Raw genomic sequence first — 21,774 nt, 5'->3', positions numbered from 1 at the left:
GGCCAGGGCTGGTGCCCCCGGCCGGCGGCGGGGCGTCCTGGCCGGAGGAACTGCAACCGGTGACCCAGGCGGTGACCGCGAGACCGGCCACCAGCAGGCCGCCCATCACGCGGCCGGGCACCTCCCGGGAACGCGCACTGTCCATGGAGCACTCACCGCCTTTCGTCCCTGTGCTCCCACGGTAACCAGGGCGCCGCGAATCGGCCTGACGCCGGGAAAAGGCCACTACCAGCGGTAATCCCCGCAGTTGTGTTAGTCCGAAGGGGTGGGCCGACGGTCCGCGGGAGGCCGGGGCGGAGGGCCGTACGAAGTGCCCGCCGAGCAGGCAGGAGTCACCGACGGCGAGTACTTCCCCGGCGCACCCCGGGCGCATGACCGCAGTCACCGCCATGCCGGTCGGTGATGACGCGTTGTTCCTTTCCTCCAAGGATTTTCCTCCCTCGACGACGTTTTCCCTTCATGCCGGTAAGTGGCCGCACACCGTCAGAGCGGCTTCGGGCCCCTCCTCGCCGCCCAGCGAGAACCGCTCCGCGAAACCGGCTTCGCCCAACCGCGCGACCGCCGCGGTGGTGATGCGCTCGACGTCACCGCGCTCGGCCTCCGGAAGCGGGGCACCCAATGCCCTCCGTGCCGCCGCCGCCGCGCCGAGGAGACGGACGGCGAACTCCGCCCGGTTCCGCAGCACCTCGGCGCCCGCGAGGCCTTCCAGCGCCAGCGCGACCGCTCGCGGATCGCCCGCCGCCATGGCGGCGGCGAGCCCCGCCCGATGACGACGGAGAGCGGTTTCCGCGTCGCCGCGCTGTTCGGCGGCGAACCCGAGTTCGGCCATGAGCAGCGCGACGCCCAGATCGCCCTGCCGCTCCCGGCACCAGCCGACCCACGGCAGCAGATGTGCTTCGGCGTCGGCGAACCTGCCCTGCCTCCGCGCCACCAGGCCCAGCCCCGTCTCGGCGAACTGCATCCCCCGCTTGTGCGACTGCTCGGTGGCCACGCGCAACGCGCGCCGGTGGAATTCCTCCGAAGCCGTGTGGTCACCGTCGAGCAGCGCGATCCGGCCCAGCCCCGACAGCGCGTAGGACTCTTCGATCCGCAGTCCGAGGTTCTCCGCCAGCTTGAGCTGCTCCCGGTACCACCGCCCGGCCTGGTCGTACTCCCCCGCTATGGCGGCCAGCGAACTGAGCACGTCGAATGCCTTGAGCCTGCCCCAGTCGTCGCCGAGTTCCCGGAACAACGCGAGGCCGCGTTCCGCGTCCCGCCGGGCCCGGGCCAGCTCACCCCGCGGCCGGGCCTGGACCGCGCACTCGGTGAGCGCGGCGGCGGTTCCCCAGCGATCGCCGAGGGCACGAAACCCCGCCAGCGCCCGGTCCGTCAGCTCGGCCAGGGCGGAAAGATCGCCGGATCCGATCAGCGCGAAGCCGAGGAACCACTGTGCGGTGGCCAGTCCCACCGGGTCGTCGACGTCGTCGAACAGCTTGAGCGCCCGCCGAGCCTGCTCCCCCACGTCGGTTTCGTCGCCGAGCAGGGCGGCGAAACCGGCTTGCCAGGCCGCCACCCGTGCGCGGGCCTCCGGCCGGGCCTCCCCGTCGAGCGCGAGCGCCCTGGTGAGCCACCGGTGCGCTTCGCCGAGGCGGCCGCGGAGGAACCAGTACCACGCCAGGCCATCGGCCAGCCGTAACGCGACGGCGGCCTCGCCGTGCCGAACCACGCCGTCGAGGACCGCCCGCAGGTTGCCGGTCTCGGCGTCCAGCCGTCGCAGCCAGTGCCGCTGCTCGTGGCCGCGCAACCCTTCCGCGGCTCTGGACACCAGACCAAGGTGGTAGTCGCGGTGCTTGCGCCGCACGCGCTCCGTCTCGCCCGACTCGGCGAGCCGGTCCCGCCCGTAGGCGGACACCGATTCGAGCAGGCGGTAGCGCAGCACGCCCGCACCGGGCGCCGGTTCGGCCACGGTGACGAGCGAACGGTCCACCAGCCGCGCCAGTAGGTCGAACACCTCCGCGGCCCCTACGTCGTCTCCCGCACACACCGCTTCGGCGGACTCCAGTGTGCAGCCGTCGGTGTGCGCGGCCAGCCTGCGCAGCACCACGCGTTCCGGCTCGGTCAGCAGATCCCAGCTCCAGTCGATGGTCGCGCGCAGCGTCCGCTGCCGCGCGGGCCCGCGGCGGCCGCCGGTCAGCAGGCGGAACCTGTCGTCCAGACGCCTCAGCAGTTCGTGCACGCCGAGGGAGCGGACCCGCGTGGCGGCCAGTTCGAGCGCCAGCGGGATACCGTCCAGGCGGCGGCAGAGTGCCGCGACCACGGGGGACGCGGCCTCGTCGAGGACGAACCCCGGCGCCGCCTCGGCGGCACGGGCGGTGAACAGCCGCACGGCCGGGGAACGGGCGATCCCGGCCGATCCCTCGTCCTCCGGTACGGGCAACGGCGCAACGGTCCGGACCAGTTCTCCCGGCAGGCCGAGCGGCTCCCGGCTGGTGACGAGGACGCGCACCGCGGGCGCCGCGGCCAGCACCCGCGCGGCCAGTTCCGCCACGGGCCCGGCCACCTGTTCGCAGTTGTCCAGGACGAGCAGCATCGCCTTGCCGCGCAGAGCCGCAGCCAGTGCGGCAGCCCCTCGATCCGCCCGGACACCGACGATGGAGGCCACCGCTTCGGCCACCCATTCGTCCTGGCCCGGACCGAACTCGACGAACCACGCGCCGTCGGCGAACCCGGCCAGCGCCTGCCTCGCCGATTCCACCGCGAGCCTCGTCTTGCCCACCCCTCCCGGGCCGGTGAGGGTGACCAGCCGGGACACCGCGAGCGCGGCCCGCACCCCGCGCACCTCTTCGGTTCGGCCCAGCAACTCGGTGAGGGACGCGGGCAGATTCGTCCCCGGCGATTGGGCCGCGGGTCCGGCCAGTGCGGGATCCTGCACCAGGATCGCCCGGTGCACCGCGGTCAGCTCGGGACCGGGCGCCAGCCCCAGCTCGTCGGCCAGCAGCCGCCGGATCTCCGTGTAGCTCTGGAGTGCCTCGGTCTGCCTGCCGGAGCGATAGAGCGCCTTCAGGTACAGGGCACGCAGGTGCTCCCGCAGCGGGTACCTGGTCACGAGTTCCCCCAGTTCGGCCGGAAGGCCCGCGATCTCCCCCAGCGCGAGCCGGGCCTCGGCCCACTCCTCGCTCGCGGCCAGCCGCTCCTCCTCCAGCCGGCTCACCTCCGGCGCCGCGAACGGTTCGTCGGCGAACTCCGGCAGCGCGGGCCCGCGCCACAGACCCAGCGCCTCGCTCAGCAGGGCCGCCTTCGCACCGGGATCGGTGGCGGAGCGGGCTTCGGCGGTGAGGGCACGGAAGCCCGCCGCGTCGATCGATTCGGGACCGGCGCGCAGCAGGTAACCGCCCTGGCGATGGACCACCAGCTCGCGACCGCCCGGCTCGGCCGTCTCGAAGGCGCGGCGCAGCTGCGACACCTTCGTCTGCAGGGTGTTGACCGGATTGCCGGGCGGATGCGCACCCCACAAATCCTCGGTCAGCCGGTCGGCCGACAGCGGACGGCCCGCCTGCAACAGGAGATCCGCGAGCAGGGCACGGACTTTGAGTTCGGGAACACGGACGACACGGCCCTGCGCGTCACGGACGGCGAGCTCCCCCAGTACTTCGAATCGCACGAAAACGACGGTAGCCCCGGGCACCGACATTTCCGGCGTGCGCACACCCCCAGCGAATCGTGCGCGGGCTCCGGCACCGTGGATCGCGGCGGCCGGACGACGCCGGCCAACAGCACGACATCCCTATGACAGCAAGGAAAACAGGACATGTCTCCAGAAACTCACGTGACCGTGCTCGGCCTCGGCCCGATGGGCCAGGCCATGGTGCGCACCTTCCTCGCCCACGGGATTCACACGACAGTGTGGAACCGCACGGCGAGCCGCGCGGAGCCGCTCGTGGCCGAAGGTGCTCACCGCGCCGAGTCGGTGGAAGAAGCACTCTCCGCCAGTGGGCTCGTCATCCTCAGCCTCACCGACTACCAGGCGATGTACGACATCCTGGACGGCGCCGAACTCGCCGGGCGGATGATCGTCAACCTCAGCTCCGACACACCGCACCGCAGCCGGGAAGCCGCGGACTGGCTGGCGGAACGCGGCGCCCGGCTGCTCGTGGGCGGGGTCATGGTGCCCGCCCCGCTGGTGGGCACCGACGCCGCGTACGTCTTCTACAGCGGACCACGCGATCTTTTCGAAACCCGCGAGCCGGTCCTGCGCCTGCTGGGCAAACCCGACTACCGCGGCACGGATCCGGCGCTGGCCCAGCTTTTCTACCAGGCCCAGCTCGACATCTTCCTGACCTCGCTGTCCGCCTACCTGCACGCGACCGCCCTGCTCGCCTCGGCCGGGGTCACCGCCGAGGAGTTCCGGCCCTATGCCGCGGACAATTTCGACACCCTGTCGTCCTATCTGGCCGAAGCCGCCCAAGCGATCGACCGGGGCCACTACCCGGGCGACAAGGCGTCGGTGGCGATGATGGGCGCGACCGCCGACCATATCCTCGGCGCCAGCCGGGATGCCGGGATCGATCTCGCTCTCCCCGGTGCGGTGAAGGAACACTACGACCGGGCGCGCGCCTCGGGCCGCGCGAAGGAGGGGTGGGCGAGCCTGTTCGAGGTGATCAAAAAGTCCGCCTGAAATGGCGGGCGCGACGGTGCGGGCGGCGGACCCGGATGGGCCCACGCTGTGGCGAGTTTGCCCATTCCTGGCGGCTATTCGGCGCGGCGGGCGACGGTGATGATCTCGGGGCTGGTGGCGGTGAGCGGCCCGCCGGAGAAGTCCCCGAACTGCCGCTCGACGACGAGGCCTGCTTCGGCGAGGAAGTCCGTCACTTCCCCGGGGGTGACGAACCGCAGCGTGGTCCGGCTGAATCGTGGCCGGTCCCAGTGGGAGCCGGTGAACGTCGTGGTGAACGAGACGGTGTTCCCGGTGACCGGGGTTTCCACCTCGTTCCACATGCGCACGACGCCGCCCGCACCGTCGTCGGCCTCCAGCACGTTGTCCGGCACCCAGCGCTCCCAGGGACGAGCCCCGGGATTGCGGGTTTCGAAGGCGAACCGCCCGCCTTGGGTCAGCGCCCGGGCGATCGTCGAGAGGCCGCACCGGAGCTCTTCGTCGGTCAACAGCACCTGGAAGGCGTGCCCGGTCATCACCACCAGATCGAACTCGCTGCCCCAGCGGGGGCGGGACAGCTCCCCCTCGACCCACTCGACGTCCGACCGCCGTCGTGCCTGCGCGAGCATTCCGGCGGCCGGGTCCAGCCCGCACAACCGGCCCGTGTGCCCGGCTTCCCTGGCCTTGTGCAGGAGCAGGCCGGTGCCGCAGCCGACATCGAGCACGGCGTCCCGGGGGGACATCAATGCGAGGTAGAAGGCGAGATCGTCCCTGGTCTCCCACGGGGAGAACAGGTCGTAGAGTGCGGCGAGATCGGCATCGGCGAACAGCGGATCGGGCATCCGCCCAGCCTGCCCGCAGGCGCGCCCGGCCTGCCACCGGTTTTCGCCGCCCGCTGCGATCGAAGCAGGCGTCCGATTGCCGCCAGCGCGCGAGTGCGGACAGCCCCCATCATTGCCAGGTGAGCATCGAAACAACACTGAAGAAGTTCTATGCCGAGGAGACCGCCTACGTGGCGGCGGGCGGTTTCGGAAAGGCCTCCTTCGACGGGATGGCCTCGTGTCTGGCCGAAGATGTCGTGATGTACCAGGCCGAAAGCCTCCCGTACGGTGGACAATGGCGTGGTCACGAAGGCATCGAGCAGTTCATGTTCGCCTTCGGCAAGGCCTGGGAATCATTGGAGTTCTTCGAGCACCGGTTCGTCACCGAGGCGCCCTCGGTGGTGGTGTACAACCGGGGGCGGCTGCGGGCACGCTGCACCGGGCGGACGCTGGACACCTCGGTCATGCAGTTGATGACCGTGCGGGACGGTCTCATCGCCGAGATACATCCGTTCTATTTGGACACCGCCGCGGTGCGGGAGGCACTGGGCGAGGTGTGACGGGCACGTCGCCGTGCCCGTCACCGCCGGTCAGGCGAGGGCCCTGGCCGGTTGCGGGGTGAACTCCACCGGCATGCCCTCGATGCCGGAAACGAAGTTGGCCGCACGGCGGGGCAGCGGGTCGGGAGCGTCCCCGGCCAGCCGGAGGTCGGGCAGGCGCGTGAGCAGCCGGGTGAACATCTCCCGCAGTTCGAGCCGGGCGAGCCTGCTGCCGAGGCAGAAGTGCGCGCCGAAACCGAAGGCGACGTGGTCGTTGGGCCGCCGGGTGATGTCGAACTCCTCCGGCCGGTCGAAGACGGTTTCGTCCCGGTTCGCCGATGGGTAGAGCAGGAGCACCTTCTCCCCCGCCAGGATCGGGGTGTCTCCGATCCGGGTGTCCACCGTGGCGGTGCGGGCCATGTTCTTGATCGGCGAGACCCAGCGCAGCATCTCGTCGATCGCGGTGGGCAGCAGGCCGAGGTCGGCCCGCAGGCGCGCCACCTGTTCCGGCCGGGTGAGCAGGGCCTCCATCCCGCCGCTGATCACGTGCCGGGTGGTCTCGTCACCGCCGATGAGGATCAGCAGGGTCTCCATGACCAGCGAGTCGTCGGTGAGCCGGTCACCGTCGAACTCCGCATTGGCCAGGATCCCGATGAGGTCGCTCTCGTCGCGGTCACGCCTCCGCCGCGCGACGCGCTCGGTGATGTAGGCGCTGTACTCGACGAAGGCCGTGGCGGCCGCGGTCATCGCGTCCGGTTCGGGAGAGCCGAGCGCGCGCACCATGTCGTCGGACCACCGCAGCAGATCATCGCGGTCTCCCGGTTCGACACCGAGCATGTCGCCGATCACGAACAGGGGCAGCGGGGCGGCGAGATCGGCCACGAAATCGCAGGCTCCTCGCTCGCAGACGCGGTCGATGAGAAAGTCGCAGATGCCGCCGACCGCGTCTTCCCGTGCCGCGACCGCCTTCGGCAGGAAGCCCGCGCCGACCAGCCGCCGTCGCCTGCGGTGCTCGGGATCGTCCATATCGATCATGTAAGGCATCGCGGGGTGATCGGGCCGGATCCCGCCCGCGCTGGAGAAGACCTCCGGGTTGGTCGACACCGCCTTCACGTCGTGATAGCGGGTCACCCCCCATACTCCCGGCTCCGGGTCCCGGTAGACCGGTTCGTTCCGCCGCATCCAGGCGAAGGCCGGATAGGGATCGCCGGCGTAGAACGCGCCGTCGACCAGGCTGATCCGGGACTCACGCTCTGCCGTCACGGCTTCCTCCCTCGATCACGCCCATCGATTCTCTACCCCCTAAAGGGATCGCCTCGGATTCGTGCCTGGACTGTCGAAAGTGGTCGCAGACCAAAAGTAGAACGTGTTCTGCTTGCGCGTCAACCCGCCACAAGGGCGTTGCGCCCTGCCGCGAAAGAACGAGTTTCAGTCGGCGTGCGCGAAGGCCGATCGCTCCCGCGTGTACCGCTGAGCCCACCGGTAGTCCGGTTTTCCGCTCGGGGTCCGTTCGACCTTTTCCGCCAGCCACAGACTGCGCGGCACCTTGTAGCCCGCCAGGGACTGCCGCAACCGCCGGTTCAGCTCCGGCAGATCCGGCTTCCAGCCCGGCCGGGCCTGCACCACGGCGGCCACCCGCTGCCCCAGCCGCTCGTCCGGCACCCCGACCACGATCGCGTCGAACACCCCGGGGTGTGCCTTCAGCGTGCCCTCCACCTCCTCGGGAAACACCTTTTCGCCCCCCGTGTTGATGCACGTGTTTCCGCGCCCCAGCAGGGTGATCGTGCCGTCCGCCTCGACCCGCGCGAAATCGCCCGGGGTCACGTACCGGGCACCGTCGACCTCGACGAACAGTGCGGCCGTCTTCTCCGGATCCTTGTAGTAGCCGAGCGGGACGTGGCCGCCCCGGGCGAACCTGCCGATCACCCCCGAACCCGGCACCACCGGCCTGCCCGCCTCGTCGATCACCAGCACCTCGCGCCCCGGCGGTACGCGCGGTCCCCCGGCGTACTCCGTATCACGGCCCACGATCCCGATCCCGCCGAAACCGGTTTCCGAGGAACCGATCGAATCGGTGACCACCGTGTTCGGCAGCGCGTCCAGGAACTGCCGCTTGACACTGGGCGAGAACAGGGCCGCGCTGCTGGCGAGCGCCACCAGCGAGGAGGTGTCGTAGTCGCCCGCCCGCAGGGCTTCGATCATCGGACGGCCCATCGCGTCCCCGGTGATCACCGCGACCGCGGCCCGGTGCCGTTCGATCAGGCGCCACACGTTCGCCGCGTCGAACTTCGCTGTGAGCAGCACCGTGTTCCCGCCGAAGAGCGCGGCCAGCGCGGCCCACTGCGCCGCGCCGTGGATCAGCGGCGGGATCGGGAACCACGTCGTGGGCGCACTCTCGGCCCCCTGGCGCGCCTGCTGCCACTCGTCCAGCTCCACCCCGGTGTGGAAGTCCATGCCACCGCCCAGCACCCGCCAGACGTCCCCGTGACGCCATACGACGCCCTTCGGATATCCGGTCGTGCCGCCCGTGTAGAGCACATACCGGTCGTCCGGGCTCCGCTCCGGGAAATCACGCTCCGGCGAGGCGGAAGCCAGTGCCTCCTCGTACGCGATGCCGCCGTAGACCGTGTAGTCGTCTTCGGTGCCGTCTTCGGTGCCGTCTTCGGTGCCGTTTTCGGTGCCGTTTTCGACCACCAGCACGTGTCCGAGCCCGGGTACCTCGGGCAGCACCTCGGCCACCAGAGGCGCGAAGCGGCGTTCGTGCACGAGTGCGACCAGATCGGCGTTGTCGAACAGGTACCGCAATTCGGCACGGACATAGCGGTAGTTGATGTTGATCGCCACCGCCCGGAGTTTGTAGGCGGCCAGCATGGTTTCCAGCGCCTCGATCGCGTTGCGGGTGAACACGCCGACGTGATTCCCCGGCCCGACGCCCCGCCCGGCCAGGTAGTGTGCCAGGCGGTTCGCCCGCGCCTCCAGCTCCGCGTAACCACGGCGCACCTCGCCGCAGATCGCGGCGGTCCGGCCGGGCACGAGATCGACGGTGTGCTCGAACAGGTCGGCGATGTTCAGTACCATTCCGGCCGCACCCCCTCACCAGATCGGCACCGGCGACTGTCCACGCCGGAAGTACCCGGGAAGGCGGCGTCCCGAAGTGGCACGCCGGATGCGCTCCCGCATCCCCTCCGACAGCGCGTTGTCCGTGATCATTTCCAGGTACAGCGCGGAAACGTTGCCGAAATCGAAGAAGTCCCGCTGCCAGGACCACTGCCAGTTCCCCCCGTAGCGAAACCAGCTGCCCCCGATTCCGGCGACCTCGTACCGGCTCCCGTCCGGCCGGGTGGCACCGGCCAGTTGCCTCCAGAAGCCGATCACCTCACCGGCCCGGTCGTCGACGACGAACTTCTGGTACGGATACTCCCATCCCGCCAGGCCCGCCATCTCCTGGCCGAGCGCGATGTCCCGGATCTCCTCCCGGCCCACCGCCATGAAGTCCTGGCCGGGACCCACGTTCCACCCGTAGGTGGCGTCCTCCGTGTACATTCCGGCCAGTGGACGCCAGTCGCCTGCCTCCTCGCAGCGCTGGTTCTCCTTGAGCCACCGGTCGATCATCTGGTCCAGCTCCGCACGGGGAAAGGCCGGCATCGCATCCACTCCTGTTCAGTGATCGGTCAGTCGCAGTGCCTGGGTCGGACAGAAGCGCACCGCGCGGGCCACGTCGGCGCGGAGGTGCTCCGAAGGCTCGGCTTCACGGATCTCCACCTTTCCCCGCTCGGGCACCGAGAACACCTCCGGCGCCTCCAGCTCACACATCGCGTGCCCCTGGCACAGATCCAGGTCGGCCTCGAGCCGCATCACGTGCTCCGGCGCCGGTAGGACACCCGGCAGGGCTGCGCCAGCTGGACGACCATCTTGCTGTGGTCGTTGCGGTAACTCTCCGGCGGCTGCGCCGGCTCGAACTCGAACTCCCGCAGCAGCACCGAAAAGATCGCCTTGAGCTGAACCATGGCGAAGTTCGCGCCGACGCAGCGGTGCCGTCCGGCACCGAACGGGATCCAGGTCCACCGGTTGACGAGATCCTCCTGGCGTGGTTCCGCATAGCGGTACGGATCGAAGGCGTCCGGATCGGGGAAGTCCTCCGGGATCCGGTTCGAGATCGCCGGCGTCGCGCCGACCAGCCGGCCTTTGGCGATCCGGCAACCGCCGACCTGAAGATCCTCCTTCGCGACCCGCAACAGCAGGATCAGTGGCGGGTGCAGGCGAAGGGCCTCCTTGATGGCGGACTCCAGCAGCGGGATCTGCCGCAATGCGCGGAAGCCGACCTCCGATCCGTCGGCGTAGAGCTCGTCCAGTTCGGACACCACCGCGCGCATCATCCCGGGATGGCGCAGCAGCTCGATCAGCGTCCACGCCGCGGTGCCCGAACTGGTGTGGTGCCCGGCGAACATCATCGAAATGAACATGCCGGTGATCTCGTCGGCGGAGAACCGCAGCGCACCGTGCTCGTCCTTGACGGACATGAGCACGTCCAGCATGTCCCGCCGCGCCTTGTCCGGCGGCGGCGCGGCGGCCCGCCTGTCCATGATCTCCTGCACGAGCCGTACCAGCCCGGCCCTCGCCTCGTCCCGGCGGCGGAAACTCTCGATGGGGGCATACGGGTCGACGTAGGCGAGCGCGTCGGTGCCCCGCTCCAGGTCGTGGTAGAGCGCGGCGAACCGCCCGTCGAGTTCCTCCCGGAACCGCTGCCCGATCAGGCAGGCGGAAGAGGTGTAGATGGTCAGCTCGGCGAAGAAGTCGAGGAGGTCGATCTCGCCCTCGTCCTTCCAGTTCGCGACCATCCTGCTCACCTCGGCCGGGATGGTGGTGGCGTGCCCCTTCATGTGCTCACCGCGGAGTGCCTGGTTGTGCAGCATCTCCTTGCGGCGCTCCGGGCTCGCGTCGAACACCACGCCGGTGCCGAAGACCGGTTTCATGAACGGGTAGGCCTCGGCCTGGTCGAGTTCGGAGTCCGCGGCCCGGAAGAAGAACTCGTTGGCCTCGGCCCCCGAAAGCAGCACCACGGACCGGTCCGCGAGCCGGAACGCTCCGACGTTCCCGCATTCCTCGCGGACGCGGCGCATCAGCCCGATCGGGTCGTGCCGGAGCTCTTCGAGATGGCCGTGCTCTTCCCGCCCGCCGGAGACCAGGGGCGGCTCACGAAGCGTCATCTTGCTCCTTCTTCAGCGGCGCCTCGGGTTGCACCTCGACGAGTGCGATGTGGACACCCCGGGGCACGGAAACCGCGTTGTGGACGGCGGCGGCGATGTCCGAGGGGCGCAGGAAGTAGGGGTGGCGGGCGAAACCCCACTTCGACCAGTCCTGCAGCAGCGGTCCGACGACCCCGGGATCCCAGCTCATGCCCATCCCGGTGAGCGTCGGGCCGGGACGCACGATCGACGCCCTGACCCCGGTGCCCTCCAGTTCCATCTGCAGTGCCCGTGCCATGGCCTCGACCCCGGCCTTCGACGGCACATAGGCGCCCATTCGCGGCCGGGGCGCGCGCACCACGTCGGAGCCGATGAACACGATGTCGCCTCGCCTGCGGCGCACCATGTCCGGCACGAGTTCCGACACCAGGCGGTGCGCGCCGACCAGATGCACCTGCACCTGGGCCGAAAACCGCTCGGCATCCATCTCGTGGACGAGGGAGGACTCCAGATCTCCCGCTCCGGAAACGAGGATTTCGACCGGACCGAGTGCCTCGGTGGCCGCGGCGGCGAACTGTTTGACCGAGTCCGGATCGGACACGTCGAGCCGGTGCACGAACGCTTCGCCGCCGCCGGCCCGGATGCGGTCGGCGACCTTCTCGCATTCCTCCACCCGCCGTGCCCCGAGGGCGACCGGGTGTCCGGACTCGGCGAGGGCGGCGGCGGTGGCCGCGCCGATGCCGGAGGAGGCCCCGGCGATCACGGACGGACGGCGTCGCGGGTGGGGTTCGAAACGGGGCATGTCAGCGTGTCTCCACTCGCATCGGCAGCGCGGCGAAGCCGCGGACGTTCGTCGAATGCACCCGCCGCACACCGGCGGGTTCGATCTCGTAGGCGGAGATCCGGGAGAGCAGTTCGGTGAGCGCGATCCGCGCCTCCATCCGCGCCAGGTGCGCGCCCAGGCAGAAGTGGATGCCACCGCCGAAACTGGCGACCTGCTGCTCCCGCGGGCGCCCGATCGCGAAGGTGCCCGCCTCCGGGAAGATCCGTTCGTCCCGGTTGGCCGAGCCGACCAGCAGCAGCACTCTGGCTCCGCTGGGCACCGTCTGCCCGTGGTAGTCCAGGTCCGTGGCGGCCGTGCGCGCGATGATCTGGCTGGAGGTGTCGTAACGCAGGGTCTCCTCGATCCAGTCCGGTACGAGGCCCGGATCGCCGAGCACCTTCGCCAGCTCGTCCGGATTCCGCCAGGCCCAGTACACCGCGTTGCCGAGCAGTTTGGTGGTGGTTTCGTTGCCCGCCACCACCATCAGGAACAGGAAGGCGACGATCTCATCCTGACCCAGGCGGTCACCGTCGATTTCGGCGTCCAACAGCGCCGAACACAGATCGCCGGTGCGGCGGGCACGCCGGTCCTCGAGCATCGCGACGTAGTACCGCACGAGCTCGATGGAGGCTTCGATCGCGGACTGCGGCACGTCCAGCACCCCGTCCTCGCGGTGCATCACGGTGTCGGCCAGCAGGCGCAGCCGGTCGCGGTCGGCGGCAGGCACCCCGAGCAGTTCGGAGATCACGTCCATCGGCAGCCTTCCCGCGACCTCGCGGACGAAGTCGAACTCGCGTCGCTCCAACGCCGCCGAGAGGTGCTGCCGGGTCAGTTCCGTGATCCGCCCTTCGAGCTCGCTGATCCGGCGTGGCGTGAAGCCGCGGGAAACCAGCGAACGCATCCGCTGGTGCCGCGGATCGTCCATGGCGAGGAAGGACATCGTCCGATGGGCGTGCGGCCCGTACGCCGCCGGGTCGAGCGAGACACCGTTCGCACTGGACAGTCGCTTGTGGTCGCGGAACCCGGCGGTCACGTCGTCGTAGCGCGACAGCGCCCAGAAATCGAGCTCTTCGTTGCGGTACAACGGCGCTTGTTCGCGAAGACGGGCATAGGCCGGGTACGGATCTTCGTGGAAGTCGTAGTCGTAGGGGTTGAAGGAAACCGCTGCGGACAGGCTTTCGGTCATGAGGCCCCCTTCATGATGAACGCGGCCGTGGTGGCGAGACGGTCGGCGACTTCCCGGCAGGACACGGAGCCCATGCCGGTGGCCGGCACCACTCCGGCGCGAGCCGCCACGTTGCGGACGGTCAGATCGGCATAGCCGACGGCGCGCAGCTCCGCCACCGCCGCATCGGTGAGCCGCCGCACCATCCGGGCCTGGCGTTGCGTGAGCCTGCGGCGCGCCGCTTCGACACTCGCGAAACTAGACACATGTCCAGACGATACTCCAACCAGTGAACTCGGGCAAGAAACCCTTGCCCTCCAACCACTCCTCTTCCCACCCATCCTCACGGTCGAGGTCTCACGCTCGGGCTTTTCACAACGCCCGAACCTTGCGCTTGCCACTGCGGCGAACTAAAGTCTGGACATATGTCCAGTTCCAAACCAGTCGGTTTCGTCGGGCTCGGACAGATGGGGGCACCGATGGCGCGCCGCCTGCTGGACTGGCCCGGCGGGCTCGTCGTGCACGACGCCCGGCCCGAGGCGGCCACCCCGCTGGTGGCAGCGGGCGCACGGGCGGCGGGCAGCGCACGGGAGGTGGCCGCCTCCGCCGAGGTGATCTCGGTGATGGTCCGGGACGACGCGCAGGTCATCGAGGTGCTGTGCGGGCCGGAGGGGGTGGCCGGATCGGCCGCGCCGGGGACGGTGGTGGCGATCCACTCCACCATCGCCGAATCCACCGCCACCCGCCTGGCGCGCGAACTCGCCCCGGCGGGTATCGAGGTCGTGGACGCTCCGGTCAGCGGTGGCGCGATCGGTGCGCATCAGGGCAGCCTCGCCGTGCTCGTAGGTGCCTCCGAGTCCGCTTTCCAGCGCTGCCAAGAGGTTTTCGGGTACTGGTCGAGTCTGGCGATGCACGCCGGACCGCCCGGCGCGGGCACCCGCGCGAAGCTCGCGCGCAATCTGCTGCACTTCGTCGCCTTCACCGCCGCGGCCGAGGCGCAACGGCTGGCCGAAGCCGCCGGCATCGACCTGGTCGAGCTCGGCAAGGTGGTGCGGCATTCCGACGCCGTCACCGGCGGCCCGGGCGCGATCATGCTCCGGCCGACCACGGCGGCGGTGGCGCCGGACGACCCCTGGTTCGGCATCCTGTCGCACGTCCGCGACCTCGGGGAGAAGGACCTCGGCCTGGCCCTTCGGCTCGCCGCCGAACTCGGGGTGGACCTGCCGCTGGCACGGCTGGCGCTGGACGGTTTCGCCGCGGGCCTCGGCGTCGGGCCCGGCTGGTCCACTGTGGAAGGAGAGGCACCGTGAACGGCAAACGGCAACAGGGCCTGGACATGATGAAACAGGTCTACGGCTGGGCGGCGCCGGACGTCCCCGGCGACTACCTGCGGATCACCGCGGAGCACCTGTTCGCCGACATCTGGACCCGCCCGGGGCTCTCCCTGCGGGACCGGCGGCTACTGCTGCTCGGCGTGATCGCCGCGCAGGGCCTGGACGACATCGCCGCGATCCAGGTGAACGCGGCACTGCACAACGAAGAGCTCGACGAGGAACAGCTGCGCGAGATCGCGCTCTTCCTCACGCACTACGTCGGCTGGCCACTGGGCAGCAGGCTGAACACGACCGTGGAAAAGGCGATCGCGCAGCGGGCGCGCCAGGCCGACGGGAGGTAGGACATGACCGAGCGCGAGGACTACTCCGGCGAGTTCGACCCGGATTTCCGGTTCGAGGACCTGTCCAAGGAGGCACTGGTCCGGCTGGTGCGCGAGTTCGCCCTGATCGCCCAGTTGCTGGACCGCTCGTGCATGGCGGCCATCGGCCTGCGGTACGGGCAGGAGGCGGTCGAACAGATCGCGATCGACGAGTGGAAGGGCGCGAGCCCGGTCTACACCGAGCGCATCCGCCGGATCATGAAGATCGAGGGGAACGGGGTCCCCGCGATCTTCAAACAGCTCCAGCTCGACCCGGGCTTCGCCCAGCACTACATGGACGTCCGCTACGAGGTGGCGGACGAGAACAAGGGGTACTTCGAGCTCGCCTCGTGCGGCGCGCTGCTGGACGTGGAGAAGTTCGGCGAGCGCGCGGTGCGCGGCATGTGCCACACCATCGAGGACGGCACCTTCGACGTCACCGCACAGGCGGTGAATCCGAAGGCGCGGATCCGGCCAGTGCACCGGCCGCCGCGGGTGCCCGCCGGGCGGGTGCCGCACTGCCGGTGGGAGGTCACCATCGACGACGACACCGAGGTGCTGCCCGAAGCCGACATCACGAAGCTGACGCGCAGCACGGGAGCGGCGAAGTTCGTGTTCCCGCCGATGCGGGACGGCACCCCGCACATCCCGGAATGACCGTTCAGTCCTGGGAGAGGATGCCCCGCAGGCCGGCCTCGCCGTAGACCGGCCGCAGCCAGGGGGTGAAGTCGGGGCCGCGGCGCAGCCCGTGCCCACCGTCCACATTGATCACCTGACCGGTGATCCAGGCCGACTCCTCGCCGATGAGGAACCGGGCCAGCAGCGCCACGTCCTCGGGCTCGCCGATGCGGGGCAGCGGGGTGCACGCGCGGTAGTCGTCGAGGATCTCGTTCTCCGAGTCGGTGATCACGGCGACCATGCCGGTGCGGATCAGCCCGGGCCGGATGCAGTTGACGCGTACGTTGCTGGGGCCGAGTTCGTCGGCGGCCAGGCGGCACAGGTGGTCCACGCCCGCCTTGGACACCCCGTAGGCGCCGAACCAGCGGTGTGTCACGTCAGCCGCGATCGAGGAAACGGCCACAAAGGACCCGCGGCCCGCCGCGGCCATCACCGGGGCCGCGTGTTTGAGCGCGATCAGGGTGCCGGTGAGGTTGGTGTCCACCGAGGCACGCCACGCCTCGAGCGGGATCCGGGTGAGCGGACCGACCCAGCCGGACCCGCCCGCGCAGGCGACGACCCCGTCCAGCCTGCCGCCCGCCCGCCGGACCGTCTGCTCGACGGCCGCGGCGACGGCGTCCTCATCGGTGACGTCGGCGACGACGTAGCCCGTGCGAGCACCGGGGGCGGCGGTTTCGCCGAGCACCTTCACCGCCTCGGCGAGCTTCTCCTCGGTGCGGCCGCACACGGTCACGTGCGCTCCGGCGGACGCGAACAGCTTCGCCACGCCGAGGCCGATCCCGCCTCCGCCACCGGTGACGAGGATTCCCCAGCCTTCGACGCCCATCACTGCCTCCACTCACAGAGGAACCTGTTCTCGACCTTTCGAACCTTATTGGTACGACAGGCCAGAAGACCATCGCGAATGTTACAAGAACATGTTCTACTAAGATATGCCTGATTTCGTGATTCAGGGCGAGCGGGTCGCACTCCCGGTCGAGATCCGGACCGCCACCGCCGCCTCGGCGATGTTCCTCGTGCGCGCCGCCGCCGTCCGCTCGGTGCTGTCCTACACCGGACTGCGGGTGTTCGAGCCCCTGCCCGGCAGGGCGATCTGCTCACTGGCCTTCGTGCGGTACGTCGACGGCGACCTCGGCCCCTACCACGAGTTCGCGGTGGCCTACCTGATCCGGCCACCGGACCGCGGCGGCTACGGCGTGTTCATCCACTGGCTGCCGGTGAACGGCGGCTTCACCATGGAGGCGGGCCGCAAGATCTGGGGATTTCCCAAGGAGCTGGCCGAAATCGACCTCGGCTTCGGCGGCGGCCACGCGCAGTGCACCGTGCGCGACGGGGACAACCTGGTCGCCGGTCTGCGCGTCCGCCCCGGACTGCGCGTGCCGGCGGGCAGCACCGCCGCCGCGATCGACGCCTACACGCACCGCGACGGGGTGCTGCGACGCACGCAGTGGAGCATGAACCCGTCGGACGTGCGGGCGCGCCCCGGCGGGGCGGCGCTCACCCTCGGACCGCACCCGGCCGCCGAGGAACTGCGCAGCATCGGCCTGCCCAAACGGCCCTTGTTCAGCAGCACGATCGGCCTGCTGCGGATGAGCTTCGGCGAGGCCGAAGAAGTCCGCTGAGCCCGCGGTGCCCGGGCAGAGCCCCGGCCACGTGATCGGCACCGGGTTCTGACCTGGGGCTACGATGCGGGGCATGGCTGACACCACGGTGCGGGCAGGCATGCCCCTTCCCCCGAATCGGACCGGCACGTACGGCAGCGGGCCCGCCGCACTGTGATGGAGCCCGTTCGCCGCATCGTGGACGGGCGCCGCGCCGGCACGGTGCAACGCCTGCTGTCCGCCGCCGTCGAAGAGGTCCGGGCCGTGGAGTACCACGAGCTGACGGTGCGCTCCGTCGCGCGCCGTGCGGACGTCTCCCCCGCGACCGCCTACACGTATTTCTCGTCCAAGGAGCACCTGGTCAGCTCCATCCTGTGGTGGAAGCTGCAGGCGGTACCAATCCCGGATCCCGTACCGGGGGAAACGGCCTCGGCGCGTCTCGTCGCGGTGATCCGCGGTATCACGCAGCTGTTCGCCGACGAACCGGAACTCAGCCGCGCGTGCACCACGGCACTGCTGGCCGACGACGCCGAGGTGCGCCGCCTACGGGACCAGATCGGCACGGAGCTGGTCGACCGCCTGACCGAGGCGATCGGCCCCATGCCGGACACCGCCGCGAAGGCGCTGACCATGGCCACCGTCGGCGGCTTCGTGCTGGCGGGCACCGGTTACCTCCGCTTCGAAGAGCTTCCCGACCGGCTGGCCGACATCACCGACCTGCTGCTGGAAGGCGCCTCGCCCGCGAAGCCGCGCAAACGCCGCGCCCGCTGACCGGCTCACCGCCCCTTGCCCGCGCCGCTGGTCCACTGTGGACGCGGGCTCAGCGGTGCATGGCGGTGACGAACTGGTGGGTGGCCGCGTCCACGAGCTCCTCCGGCGTGGTCGCCAGCCTGCCGGTGAGCCAGCCGGTCAGCACCTCGGCCAGTCCGCCGACGAACAGCAGCGCGTTGATCTCCGCCCGGGGCTGCGGCAGGGCGGCCCGCCCGTGCAGCGCCTCGGCCTGGGTCACGACCAGTGCGGCGAAGTTCGCCAGCAGTTCGTGGCGGCGCAGGCGCAGCGGCGCGGAGGCGGAGGATTCGATGATCGCCACGCGGCCCTTGCGCGGATCGGCGGTCAGCAGGGTCACGAAGGCGCGGATCGCGGCCCTCGCCTTGTCCGCCACCTCGCCCTCGGCTTCGCGAAGCGCGCCGAGCACGGCGTCGCGCACCTCGGCGGCGATCTGGTCGATCACCGCCAGCAGCAGTTCCTCCCGACCGCCGAAGCTTTCGTAGAAGTACCGCTCGGTGAGCTTGGCGGCCGAGCACACCGCGGTCATGGTCGTCCGCTCGAACCCCTCGGTGCCCAGCAGCTCCAGTCCGGCTTCGAGCAGCCGGGCGCGGCGCTCGGCCTTGCGGTCGCTGGCGCTGACCCCCCGGTACGGACGACTCGTGGCTCCCATACCGCACATCTTGACAGACGGCCCTGTCTGATCGATTCTGGGCATACTTTGACTGGATGGTCTGTCAGATTTGGAGGCCCTCGTGGGCAAGGTCCTGGCAACGGCGCCGAGGAACAGCACACTCCGTCCGATCCCGGGCGATCCCGGGCTGCCGTTCATCGGCTACACCCACCGCTACATGCGGGATCCGGTCGCGTTGTGGCGCGAGCGGTACGACCGCTACGGCCCCGTCTCGTGGTTCGGCTCCTTCGGCTCCCGCTTCGTCTCCCTGCTGGGGCCCGACGCCTGCGAGATCGCGCTGATCAACCGCGACAAGGCGTTCTCCAACGGCGAGGGCTGGCGCTACCTGATCGGCCCGTTCTTCGACCGGGGCCTGATGCTGCTCGACTTCGACGAGCACCTGCTGCACCGCCGGATCATGCAGCAGGCCTTCACCAACGAGCGGCTCGCCCGCTACGCCGCCGCCCTGCACCCGGCGGTCGACGCGGGGCTGGCGCGCTGGCGGCCCGGCCCGGGCTTCCATGCCTACCCGGCGATCAAGGAGCTCACGCTCGAGTTGGCCACCGGCATCTTCATGGGCGGCGCCGAAGGCAGCGGCCCGGCCAGGATGCGGCGGATCAACAGAGCGTTCATCGACTGCGTGCAGGCGGCCACCTCGATCGTGCGGCTGCCGCTGCCGGGCACCCGGTGGCGGAAGGGCCTGGCGGGCAGACGGTTGCTGGAAGCGTTCCTGCGCGAGTACCTGCCCGCCCGCCGGGACAGCGACGGCGACGACATGTTCTCCGTACTGTGCCGGGTCGAATCCGAGGACGGCGAGCGGTTCGGCGACGACGACGTGATCAACCACATGGTGTTCCTGCTCATGGCGGCCCACGACACCTCGACGATCACGATCTCGACGATGATGCGCTACCTCGGGCAGTACCCGGAATGGCAGCGGCGGTGCCGGGAGGAGTCGGCCGCGCTGGGCACGGAAAGCCCGACGCTGAAGCAGCTCGACGAGCTGACCTCGCTGGATCTGGTGATGAAGGAGTCCATGCGGCTGGTGTCCCCGGTGCCCACCCTGGCCCGCAAGACGGTCAAGGACACCGAAGTGCTGGGCCACTTCCTGCCGTCGGGCACGCTGGTGGCGATCACCCCGCACTTCACCCACCACATGGCCGAGTACTGGCCCGACCCGGAACGCTTCGACCCCGAGCGGTTCGCACCGCACCGCCGGGAGGACCGCGTCCACCGGCTGGCGTGGGAGCCCTTCGGCGGCGGGGTGCACAAATGCCTCGGCATGCACTTCTCCGGCGCCGAGATCAAGATCGTGCTGCACCACCTGTTGCGGCGCTTCGAATGGCACGTCCCGGCGGACTACCGCGACCGGATCGACTTCACCTCGCTGCCCTATCCCAAGGACGGGCAGCCGGTCGAGCTCCGTCCGCTGGTCAGATCCCGGTGATCCGTTCCTGTTTGAGCCGGATTCCCGCGGCCTCGCGGTCCCAGGTGTCCCCGGTGATCCCGGCGGACCGCAGGCGGTGCTTTTCGATCTTGGCGGTGGGCGTCTTGGGAAGGTCGTCCAGAACGCGGATGTAGCGCGGCACCATGAAGTAGGCCATCCGCTCCCCCAGGAACCGCACCAGTTCGGCCGGATCGATCTCCCGCCCGTCCACGGGGGAGACGATGGCGAGCACGTCGTCCTCACCGTGCGGGCTCGGCACGGCCACCACCGCCGCCTCGCGGACCGCGGGGTGCGCGGTGATCTCCGCCTCCACCTCGAAGGAGGAGATGTTCTCGCCCCGGCGGCGGATCGCGTCCTTCACCCGGTCCACGAAGAAGTACTCGCCGCCGGGGCTGCGGCGGAACGCGTCGCCGGTGTGGAACCACCCGTTGCGCCAGGCCCTCGCGGTGGCCTCGGGCATGTTCCAGTAGCCGGAGTTCATCGCCCACGGCCGGTCGGTCCGCAGGACCAGCTCGCCCGCCTGCCCGTCGGGCACCTCCCGGTCGTACTCGTCGACCAGCCGGGCCTGCACGCCCCGGCGCACCCGGCCGCAGGTGCCCGGGGTGGCCGGATCGGGTTCGGAGATGATCGGCACCGAGGTTTCGGTCATGTTGAACAGCGCGACGACCCTGACCCCGAAACGGCGGGAGAACTCCCGCGAGTCATTGCTCAGCGGCACCATGAACACGGTCCGAAGTGGATGGTCGCGGTCGCGGGGCGAATGCGGTTGCTTCGCCAGGAAGGTGGCCATCACGCCGAGCAGCGTGACATGGGTGGATTCGGTGGCCCGCACCATGTCCCAGAACCGGGCGGTGTCGAACCGGTCCACCACCGCCACCGAGCCGCCCAGCAGCAGGGCGGCGTAGGTGCCGATCGTGCCGCCGGCGTGGAACAGCGGCAGGGTCAGCAGGTAGCGGTCCCCGGCATCGAACACCTCCGAGAAGGCCGCACCCGAGGTGGCGGCCAGATGCGCGTAGGAGCACACCACGCCCTTCGACGGGCCGGTGGTGCCCGAGGTCAGGATGATCGCGTACGGATCCCAGGGCTGGACCGGCTTTTCCGGGGTCACGATCGTGCCGTCGGGATCGGCCCAGTCCTGTGCGGTCAGCGGGATCACCTGCTCGAGCTGGGCGGTGTCGATCTCGGACAGCCGTCCGGCGAGGCCGGGGTGCACCACCATCACCCGCGCGCCGGACAGCCGGATGGCGTGTTCGAGCAGCCGCCCGCGGTAGGCGGGGTTGAGCGGGACGTAAATGGCGCCGAGCAGGTTGCTGCCATACCACACGCGCACCGCCTCGGGCCCGTTCGGCAGCCAGGACAGCACGCGGTCCCCGTGCCGGACACCGAGCCCGGCCAGGTGGCGGGCCGCGGTGTTCGCGGCGAGCCAGGCATCGGTGAAGGTCCACTTGGTGCCGTCACCGAAGACGACGTGCACGTCGTCGGGGCGCTGCTCGGCCTGCCGCCGCAGGACCGGCCCGAGCACGCACTCCTCGGCGGAGGGAACGGCCGAGCTCCAGTAATCCATCGCGGTTCCTCGCTTTCCGTCGAGGAGGAAACGCCTTCTGTATGAGCGTTTATACAAAACCCGCCCGCTCACGGTCAAGGCCACCCGGCCCCGGCAAATTCCGGCCGGCTCGGTCGGTGCCCGGCCCGAGCGACTGCTGTGAGGGGTCCCCTCACGGGAAAGGAACGCCCACCGAAGGTGGGACACAAC

Annotated in this window: 21 protein-coding genes; 8 read left to right on the top strand and 13 right to left on the bottom strand. The window is 70.2% G+C overall.

Going from position 1 to position 21,774, the window contains the following annotated elements; all coding sequences use genetic code 11:
* Positions 1-457: 457 nt before the first annotated feature.
* Positions 458-3,640, bottom strand: a complete 3,183-nt coding sequence (locus FNH05_RS09640; RefSeq protein WP_222426562.1) for an AfsR/SARP family transcriptional regulator — start codon at positions 3,638-3,640, stop codon at positions 458-460.
* Between the two features lie 147 nt (positions 3,641-3,787).
* On the opposite strand from FNH05_RS09640, the gene FNH05_RS09635 reads away from it, so the two are divergent.
* A complete protein-coding gene (locus FNH05_RS09635; RefSeq protein ID WP_144586991.1) occupies positions 3,788-4,654 on the top strand; it encodes an NAD(P)-dependent oxidoreductase in 867 nt (288 codons plus the stop codon).
* Between the two features lie 74 nt (positions 4,655-4,728).
* Here the strand turns inward: FNH05_RS09635 and FNH05_RS09630 are convergent, their stop codons facing one another.
* A complete protein-coding gene (locus FNH05_RS09630) occupies positions 4,729-5,472 on the bottom strand; it encodes a class I SAM-dependent DNA methyltransferase (protein WP_144586990.1) in 744 nt (247 codons plus the stop codon).
* A gap of 119 nt (positions 5,473-5,591) precedes the next feature.
* On the opposite strand from FNH05_RS09630, the gene FNH05_RS09625 reads away from it, so the two are divergent.
* Positions 5,592-6,011, top strand: a complete 420-nt coding sequence (locus tag FNH05_RS09625) for a nuclear transport factor 2 family protein (protein ID WP_246127634.1) — start codon at positions 5,592-5,594, stop codon at positions 6,009-6,011.
* Positions 6,012-6,041: 30 nt separating this feature from the next.
* On the opposite strand, the gene FNH05_RS09620 is transcribed toward FNH05_RS09625, so the two are convergent.
* The 8 genes from FNH05_RS09620 to FNH05_RS09585 all read right to left on the bottom strand — a co-directional run bounded on the left by FNH05_RS09620 (position 6,042) and on the right by FNH05_RS09585 (position 13,430).
* Entirely contained in the window at positions 6,042-7,253 is a 1,212-nt protein-coding gene (locus FNH05_RS09620) for a cytochrome P450 (protein WP_246127633.1), read from the bottom strand.
* Between the two features lie 165 nt (positions 7,254-7,418).
* Entirely contained in the window at positions 7,419-9,068 is a 1,650-nt protein-coding gene (locus FNH05_RS09615; protein ID WP_144586988.1) for an acyl-CoA synthetase, read from the bottom strand.
* 15 nt (positions 9,069-9,083) lie between these two features.
* Positions 9,084-9,635 carry a nuclear transport factor 2-like protein gene (locus tag FNH05_RS09610; RefSeq protein WP_144586987.1) on the bottom strand — a complete coding sequence of 184 codons (552 nt, stop codon included), beginning with the start codon at positions 9,633-9,635 and terminating at the stop codon, positions 9,084-9,086.
* Between the two features lie 15 nt (positions 9,636-9,650).
* Positions 9,651-9,845, bottom strand: a complete 195-nt coding sequence (locus FNH05_RS09605; protein ID WP_144586986.1) for a ferredoxin — start codon at positions 9,843-9,845, stop codon at positions 9,651-9,653.
* On the bottom strand, positions 9,845-11,197 hold the full coding sequence (locus FNH05_RS09600; protein WP_144586985.1) for a cytochrome P450: 1,353 nt from the start codon (positions 11,195-11,197) through the stop codon (positions 9,845-9,847). The genes FNH05_RS09605 and FNH05_RS09600 overlap by 1 nt, the downstream gene beginning before the upstream one ends.
* Positions 11,184-11,978, bottom strand: coding sequence for an SDR family oxidoreductase (locus FNH05_RS09595; RefSeq protein ID WP_144586984.1), 795 nt, complete (start codon positions 11,976-11,978; stop codon positions 11,184-11,186). The genes FNH05_RS09600 and FNH05_RS09595 overlap by 14 nt, the downstream gene beginning before the upstream one ends.
* Position 11,979: 1 nt before the next feature.
* A complete protein-coding gene (locus FNH05_RS09590; protein ID WP_144586983.1) occupies positions 11,980-13,185 on the bottom strand; it encodes a cytochrome P450 in 1,206 nt (401 codons plus the stop codon).
* The gene (locus FNH05_RS09585) at positions 13,182-13,430 is read right to left on the bottom strand and encodes a TetR family transcriptional regulator (protein WP_144586982.1); all 249 of its coding nucleotides are present in this window, start codon (positions 13,428-13,430) and stop codon (positions 13,182-13,184) included. Before FNH05_RS09585 ends, FNH05_RS09590 begins: the two co-directional genes overlap by 4 nt.
* Positions 13,431-13,589: 159 nt before the next feature.
* On the opposite strand from FNH05_RS09585, the gene FNH05_RS09580 reads away from it, so the two are divergent.
* The 3 genes from FNH05_RS09580 to FNH05_RS09570 are packed head-to-tail and all read left to right on the top strand — an operon-like array spanning position 13,590 to position 15,514.
* Positions 13,590-14,474, top strand: a complete 885-nt coding sequence (locus FNH05_RS09580; RefSeq protein ID WP_144586981.1) for an NAD(P)-dependent oxidoreductase — start codon at positions 13,590-13,592, stop codon at positions 14,472-14,474.
* Complete coding sequence (locus tag FNH05_RS09575) at positions 14,471-14,839, top strand: carboxymuconolactone decarboxylase family protein (RefSeq protein ID WP_186382469.1); 369 nt, start codon at positions 14,471-14,473, stop codon at positions 14,837-14,839. Before FNH05_RS09580 ends, FNH05_RS09575 begins: the two co-directional genes overlap by 4 nt.
* A gap of 3 nt (positions 14,840-14,842) precedes the next feature.
* Positions 14,843-15,514 (top strand): hypothetical protein, encoded by a 672-nt coding sequence (locus FNH05_RS09570; RefSeq protein WP_144586980.1) that lies wholly within the window; start codon positions 14,843-14,845, stop codon positions 15,512-15,514.
* Positions 15,515-15,518: 4 nt separating this feature from the next.
* Here the strand turns inward: FNH05_RS09570 and FNH05_RS09565 are convergent, their stop codons facing one another.
* Positions 15,519-16,361 carry an SDR family oxidoreductase gene (locus tag FNH05_RS09565; RefSeq protein ID WP_144586979.1) on the bottom strand — a complete coding sequence of 281 codons (843 nt, stop codon included), beginning with the start codon at positions 16,359-16,361 and terminating at the stop codon, positions 15,519-15,521.
* Between the two features lie 106 nt (positions 16,362-16,467).
* Here FNH05_RS09565 and FNH05_RS09560 point away from each other — a divergent pair, with 106 nt between their 5' ends.
* Together FNH05_RS09560 and FNH05_RS09555 are read left to right on the top strand one after the other, a co-directional pair.
* A complete protein-coding gene (locus tag FNH05_RS09560) occupies positions 16,468-17,157 on the top strand; it encodes an acetoacetate decarboxylase family protein (RefSeq protein WP_186382468.1) in 690 nt (229 codons plus the stop codon).
* Positions 17,158-17,313: 156 nt separating this feature from the next.
* Positions 17,314-17,907, top strand: coding sequence for a TetR/AcrR family transcriptional regulator (locus FNH05_RS09555; RefSeq protein ID WP_144586978.1), 594 nt, complete (start codon positions 17,314-17,316; stop codon positions 17,905-17,907).
* 49 nt (positions 17,908-17,956) lie between these two features.
* Here FNH05_RS09555 and FNH05_RS09550 read toward each other — a convergent pair whose 3' ends face one another.
* Positions 17,957-18,574, bottom strand: a complete 618-nt coding sequence (locus tag FNH05_RS09550) for a TetR/AcrR family transcriptional regulator (RefSeq protein ID WP_144586977.1) — start codon at positions 18,572-18,574, stop codon at positions 17,957-17,959.
* An 82-nt stretch (positions 18,575-18,656) separates the two neighbouring features.
* On the opposite strand from FNH05_RS09550, the gene FNH05_RS09545 reads away from it, so the two are divergent.
* Positions 18,657-20,021, top strand: coding sequence for a cytochrome P450 (locus FNH05_RS09545; RefSeq protein WP_144586976.1), 1,365 nt, complete (start codon positions 18,657-18,659; stop codon positions 20,019-20,021).
* Here the strand turns inward: FNH05_RS09545 and FNH05_RS09540 are convergent.
* Positions 20,008-21,585: an AMP-binding protein gene (locus FNH05_RS09540; RefSeq protein WP_144586975.1), complete on the bottom strand. Its 1,578-nt coding sequence runs from the start codon at positions 21,583-21,585 to the stop codon at positions 20,008-20,010. The two genes, FNH05_RS09545 and FNH05_RS09540, sit on opposite strands and share 14 nt — an antisense overlap.
* Between the last annotated feature and the right edge of the window lie 189 nt (positions 21,586-21,774).

Origin of the sequence: Amycolatopsis rhizosphaerae (genome assembly GCF_007713715.1) — a bacterium.
GTDB lineage: Bacteria > Actinomycetota > Actinomycetes > Mycobacteriales > Pseudonocardiaceae > Amycolatopsis_E > Amycolatopsis_E rhizosphaerae.
The sequence above is the reverse complement of the archived record's forward strand: the minus strand, read 5'-3'. Positions and strand labels throughout refer to the sequence as shown.

Excerpts from the sequence above, each read along its gene's own strand:
- FNH05_RS09610 (WP_144586987.1), bottom strand. The coding sequence starts at position 9,635 with ATGCCGGCCTTTCCCCGTGCGGAGCTGGACCAGATGATCGACCGGTGG.
- FNH05_RS09540 (WP_144586975.1), bottom strand. The coding sequence starts at position 21,585 with ATGGATTACTGGAGCTCGGCCGTTCCCTCCGCCGAGGAGTGCGTGCTC.
- FNH05_RS09605 (WP_144586986.1), bottom strand. The coding sequence starts at position 9,845 with ATGCGGCTCGAGGCCGACCTGGATCTGTGCCAGGGGCACGCGATGTGT.
- FNH05_RS09560 (WP_186382468.1), top strand. The coding sequence starts at position 16,468 with ATGCCTGATTTCGTGATTCAGGGCGAGCGGGTCGCACTCCCGGTCGAG.
- FNH05_RS09570 (WP_144586980.1), top strand. The coding sequence starts at position 14,843 with ATGACCGAGCGCGAGGACTACTCCGGCGAGTTCGACCCGGATTTCCGG.
- FNH05_RS09630 (WP_144586990.1), bottom strand. The coding sequence starts at position 5,472 with ATGCCCGATCCGCTGTTCGCCGATGCCGATCTCGCCGCACTCTACGAC.
- FNH05_RS09615 (WP_144586988.1), bottom strand. The coding sequence starts at position 9,068 with ATGGTACTGAACATCGCCGACCTGTTCGAGCACACCGTCGATCTCGTG.
- FNH05_RS09595 (WP_144586984.1), bottom strand. The coding sequence starts at position 11,978 with ATGCCCCGTTTCGAACCCCACCCGCGACGCCGTCCGTCCGTGATCGCC.
- FNH05_RS09550 (WP_144586977.1), bottom strand. The coding sequence starts at position 18,574 with ATGGGAGCCACGAGTCGTCCGTACCGGGGGGTCAGCGCCAGCGACCGC.
- FNH05_RS09600 (WP_144586985.1), bottom strand. The coding sequence starts at position 11,197 with ATGACGCTTCGTGAGCCGCCCCTGGTCTCCGGCGGGCGGGAAGAGCAC.
- FNH05_RS09565 (WP_144586979.1), bottom strand. The coding sequence starts at position 16,361 with ATGGGCGTCGAAGGCTGGGGAATCCTCGTCACCGGTGGCGGAGGCGGG.
- FNH05_RS09555 (WP_144586978.1), top strand. The coding sequence starts at position 17,314 with ATGGAGCCCGTTCGCCGCATCGTGGACGGGCGCCGCGCCGGCACGGTG.
- FNH05_RS09590 (WP_144586983.1), bottom strand. The coding sequence starts at position 13,185 with ATGACCGAAAGCCTGTCCGCAGCGGTTTCCTTCAACCCCTACGACTAC.
- FNH05_RS09635 (WP_144586991.1), top strand. The coding sequence starts at position 3,788 with ATGTCTCCAGAAACTCACGTGACCGTGCTCGGCCTCGGCCCGATGGGC.
- FNH05_RS09580 (WP_144586981.1), top strand. The coding sequence starts at position 13,590 with ATGTCCAGTTCCAAACCAGTCGGTTTCGTCGGGCTCGGACAGATGGGG.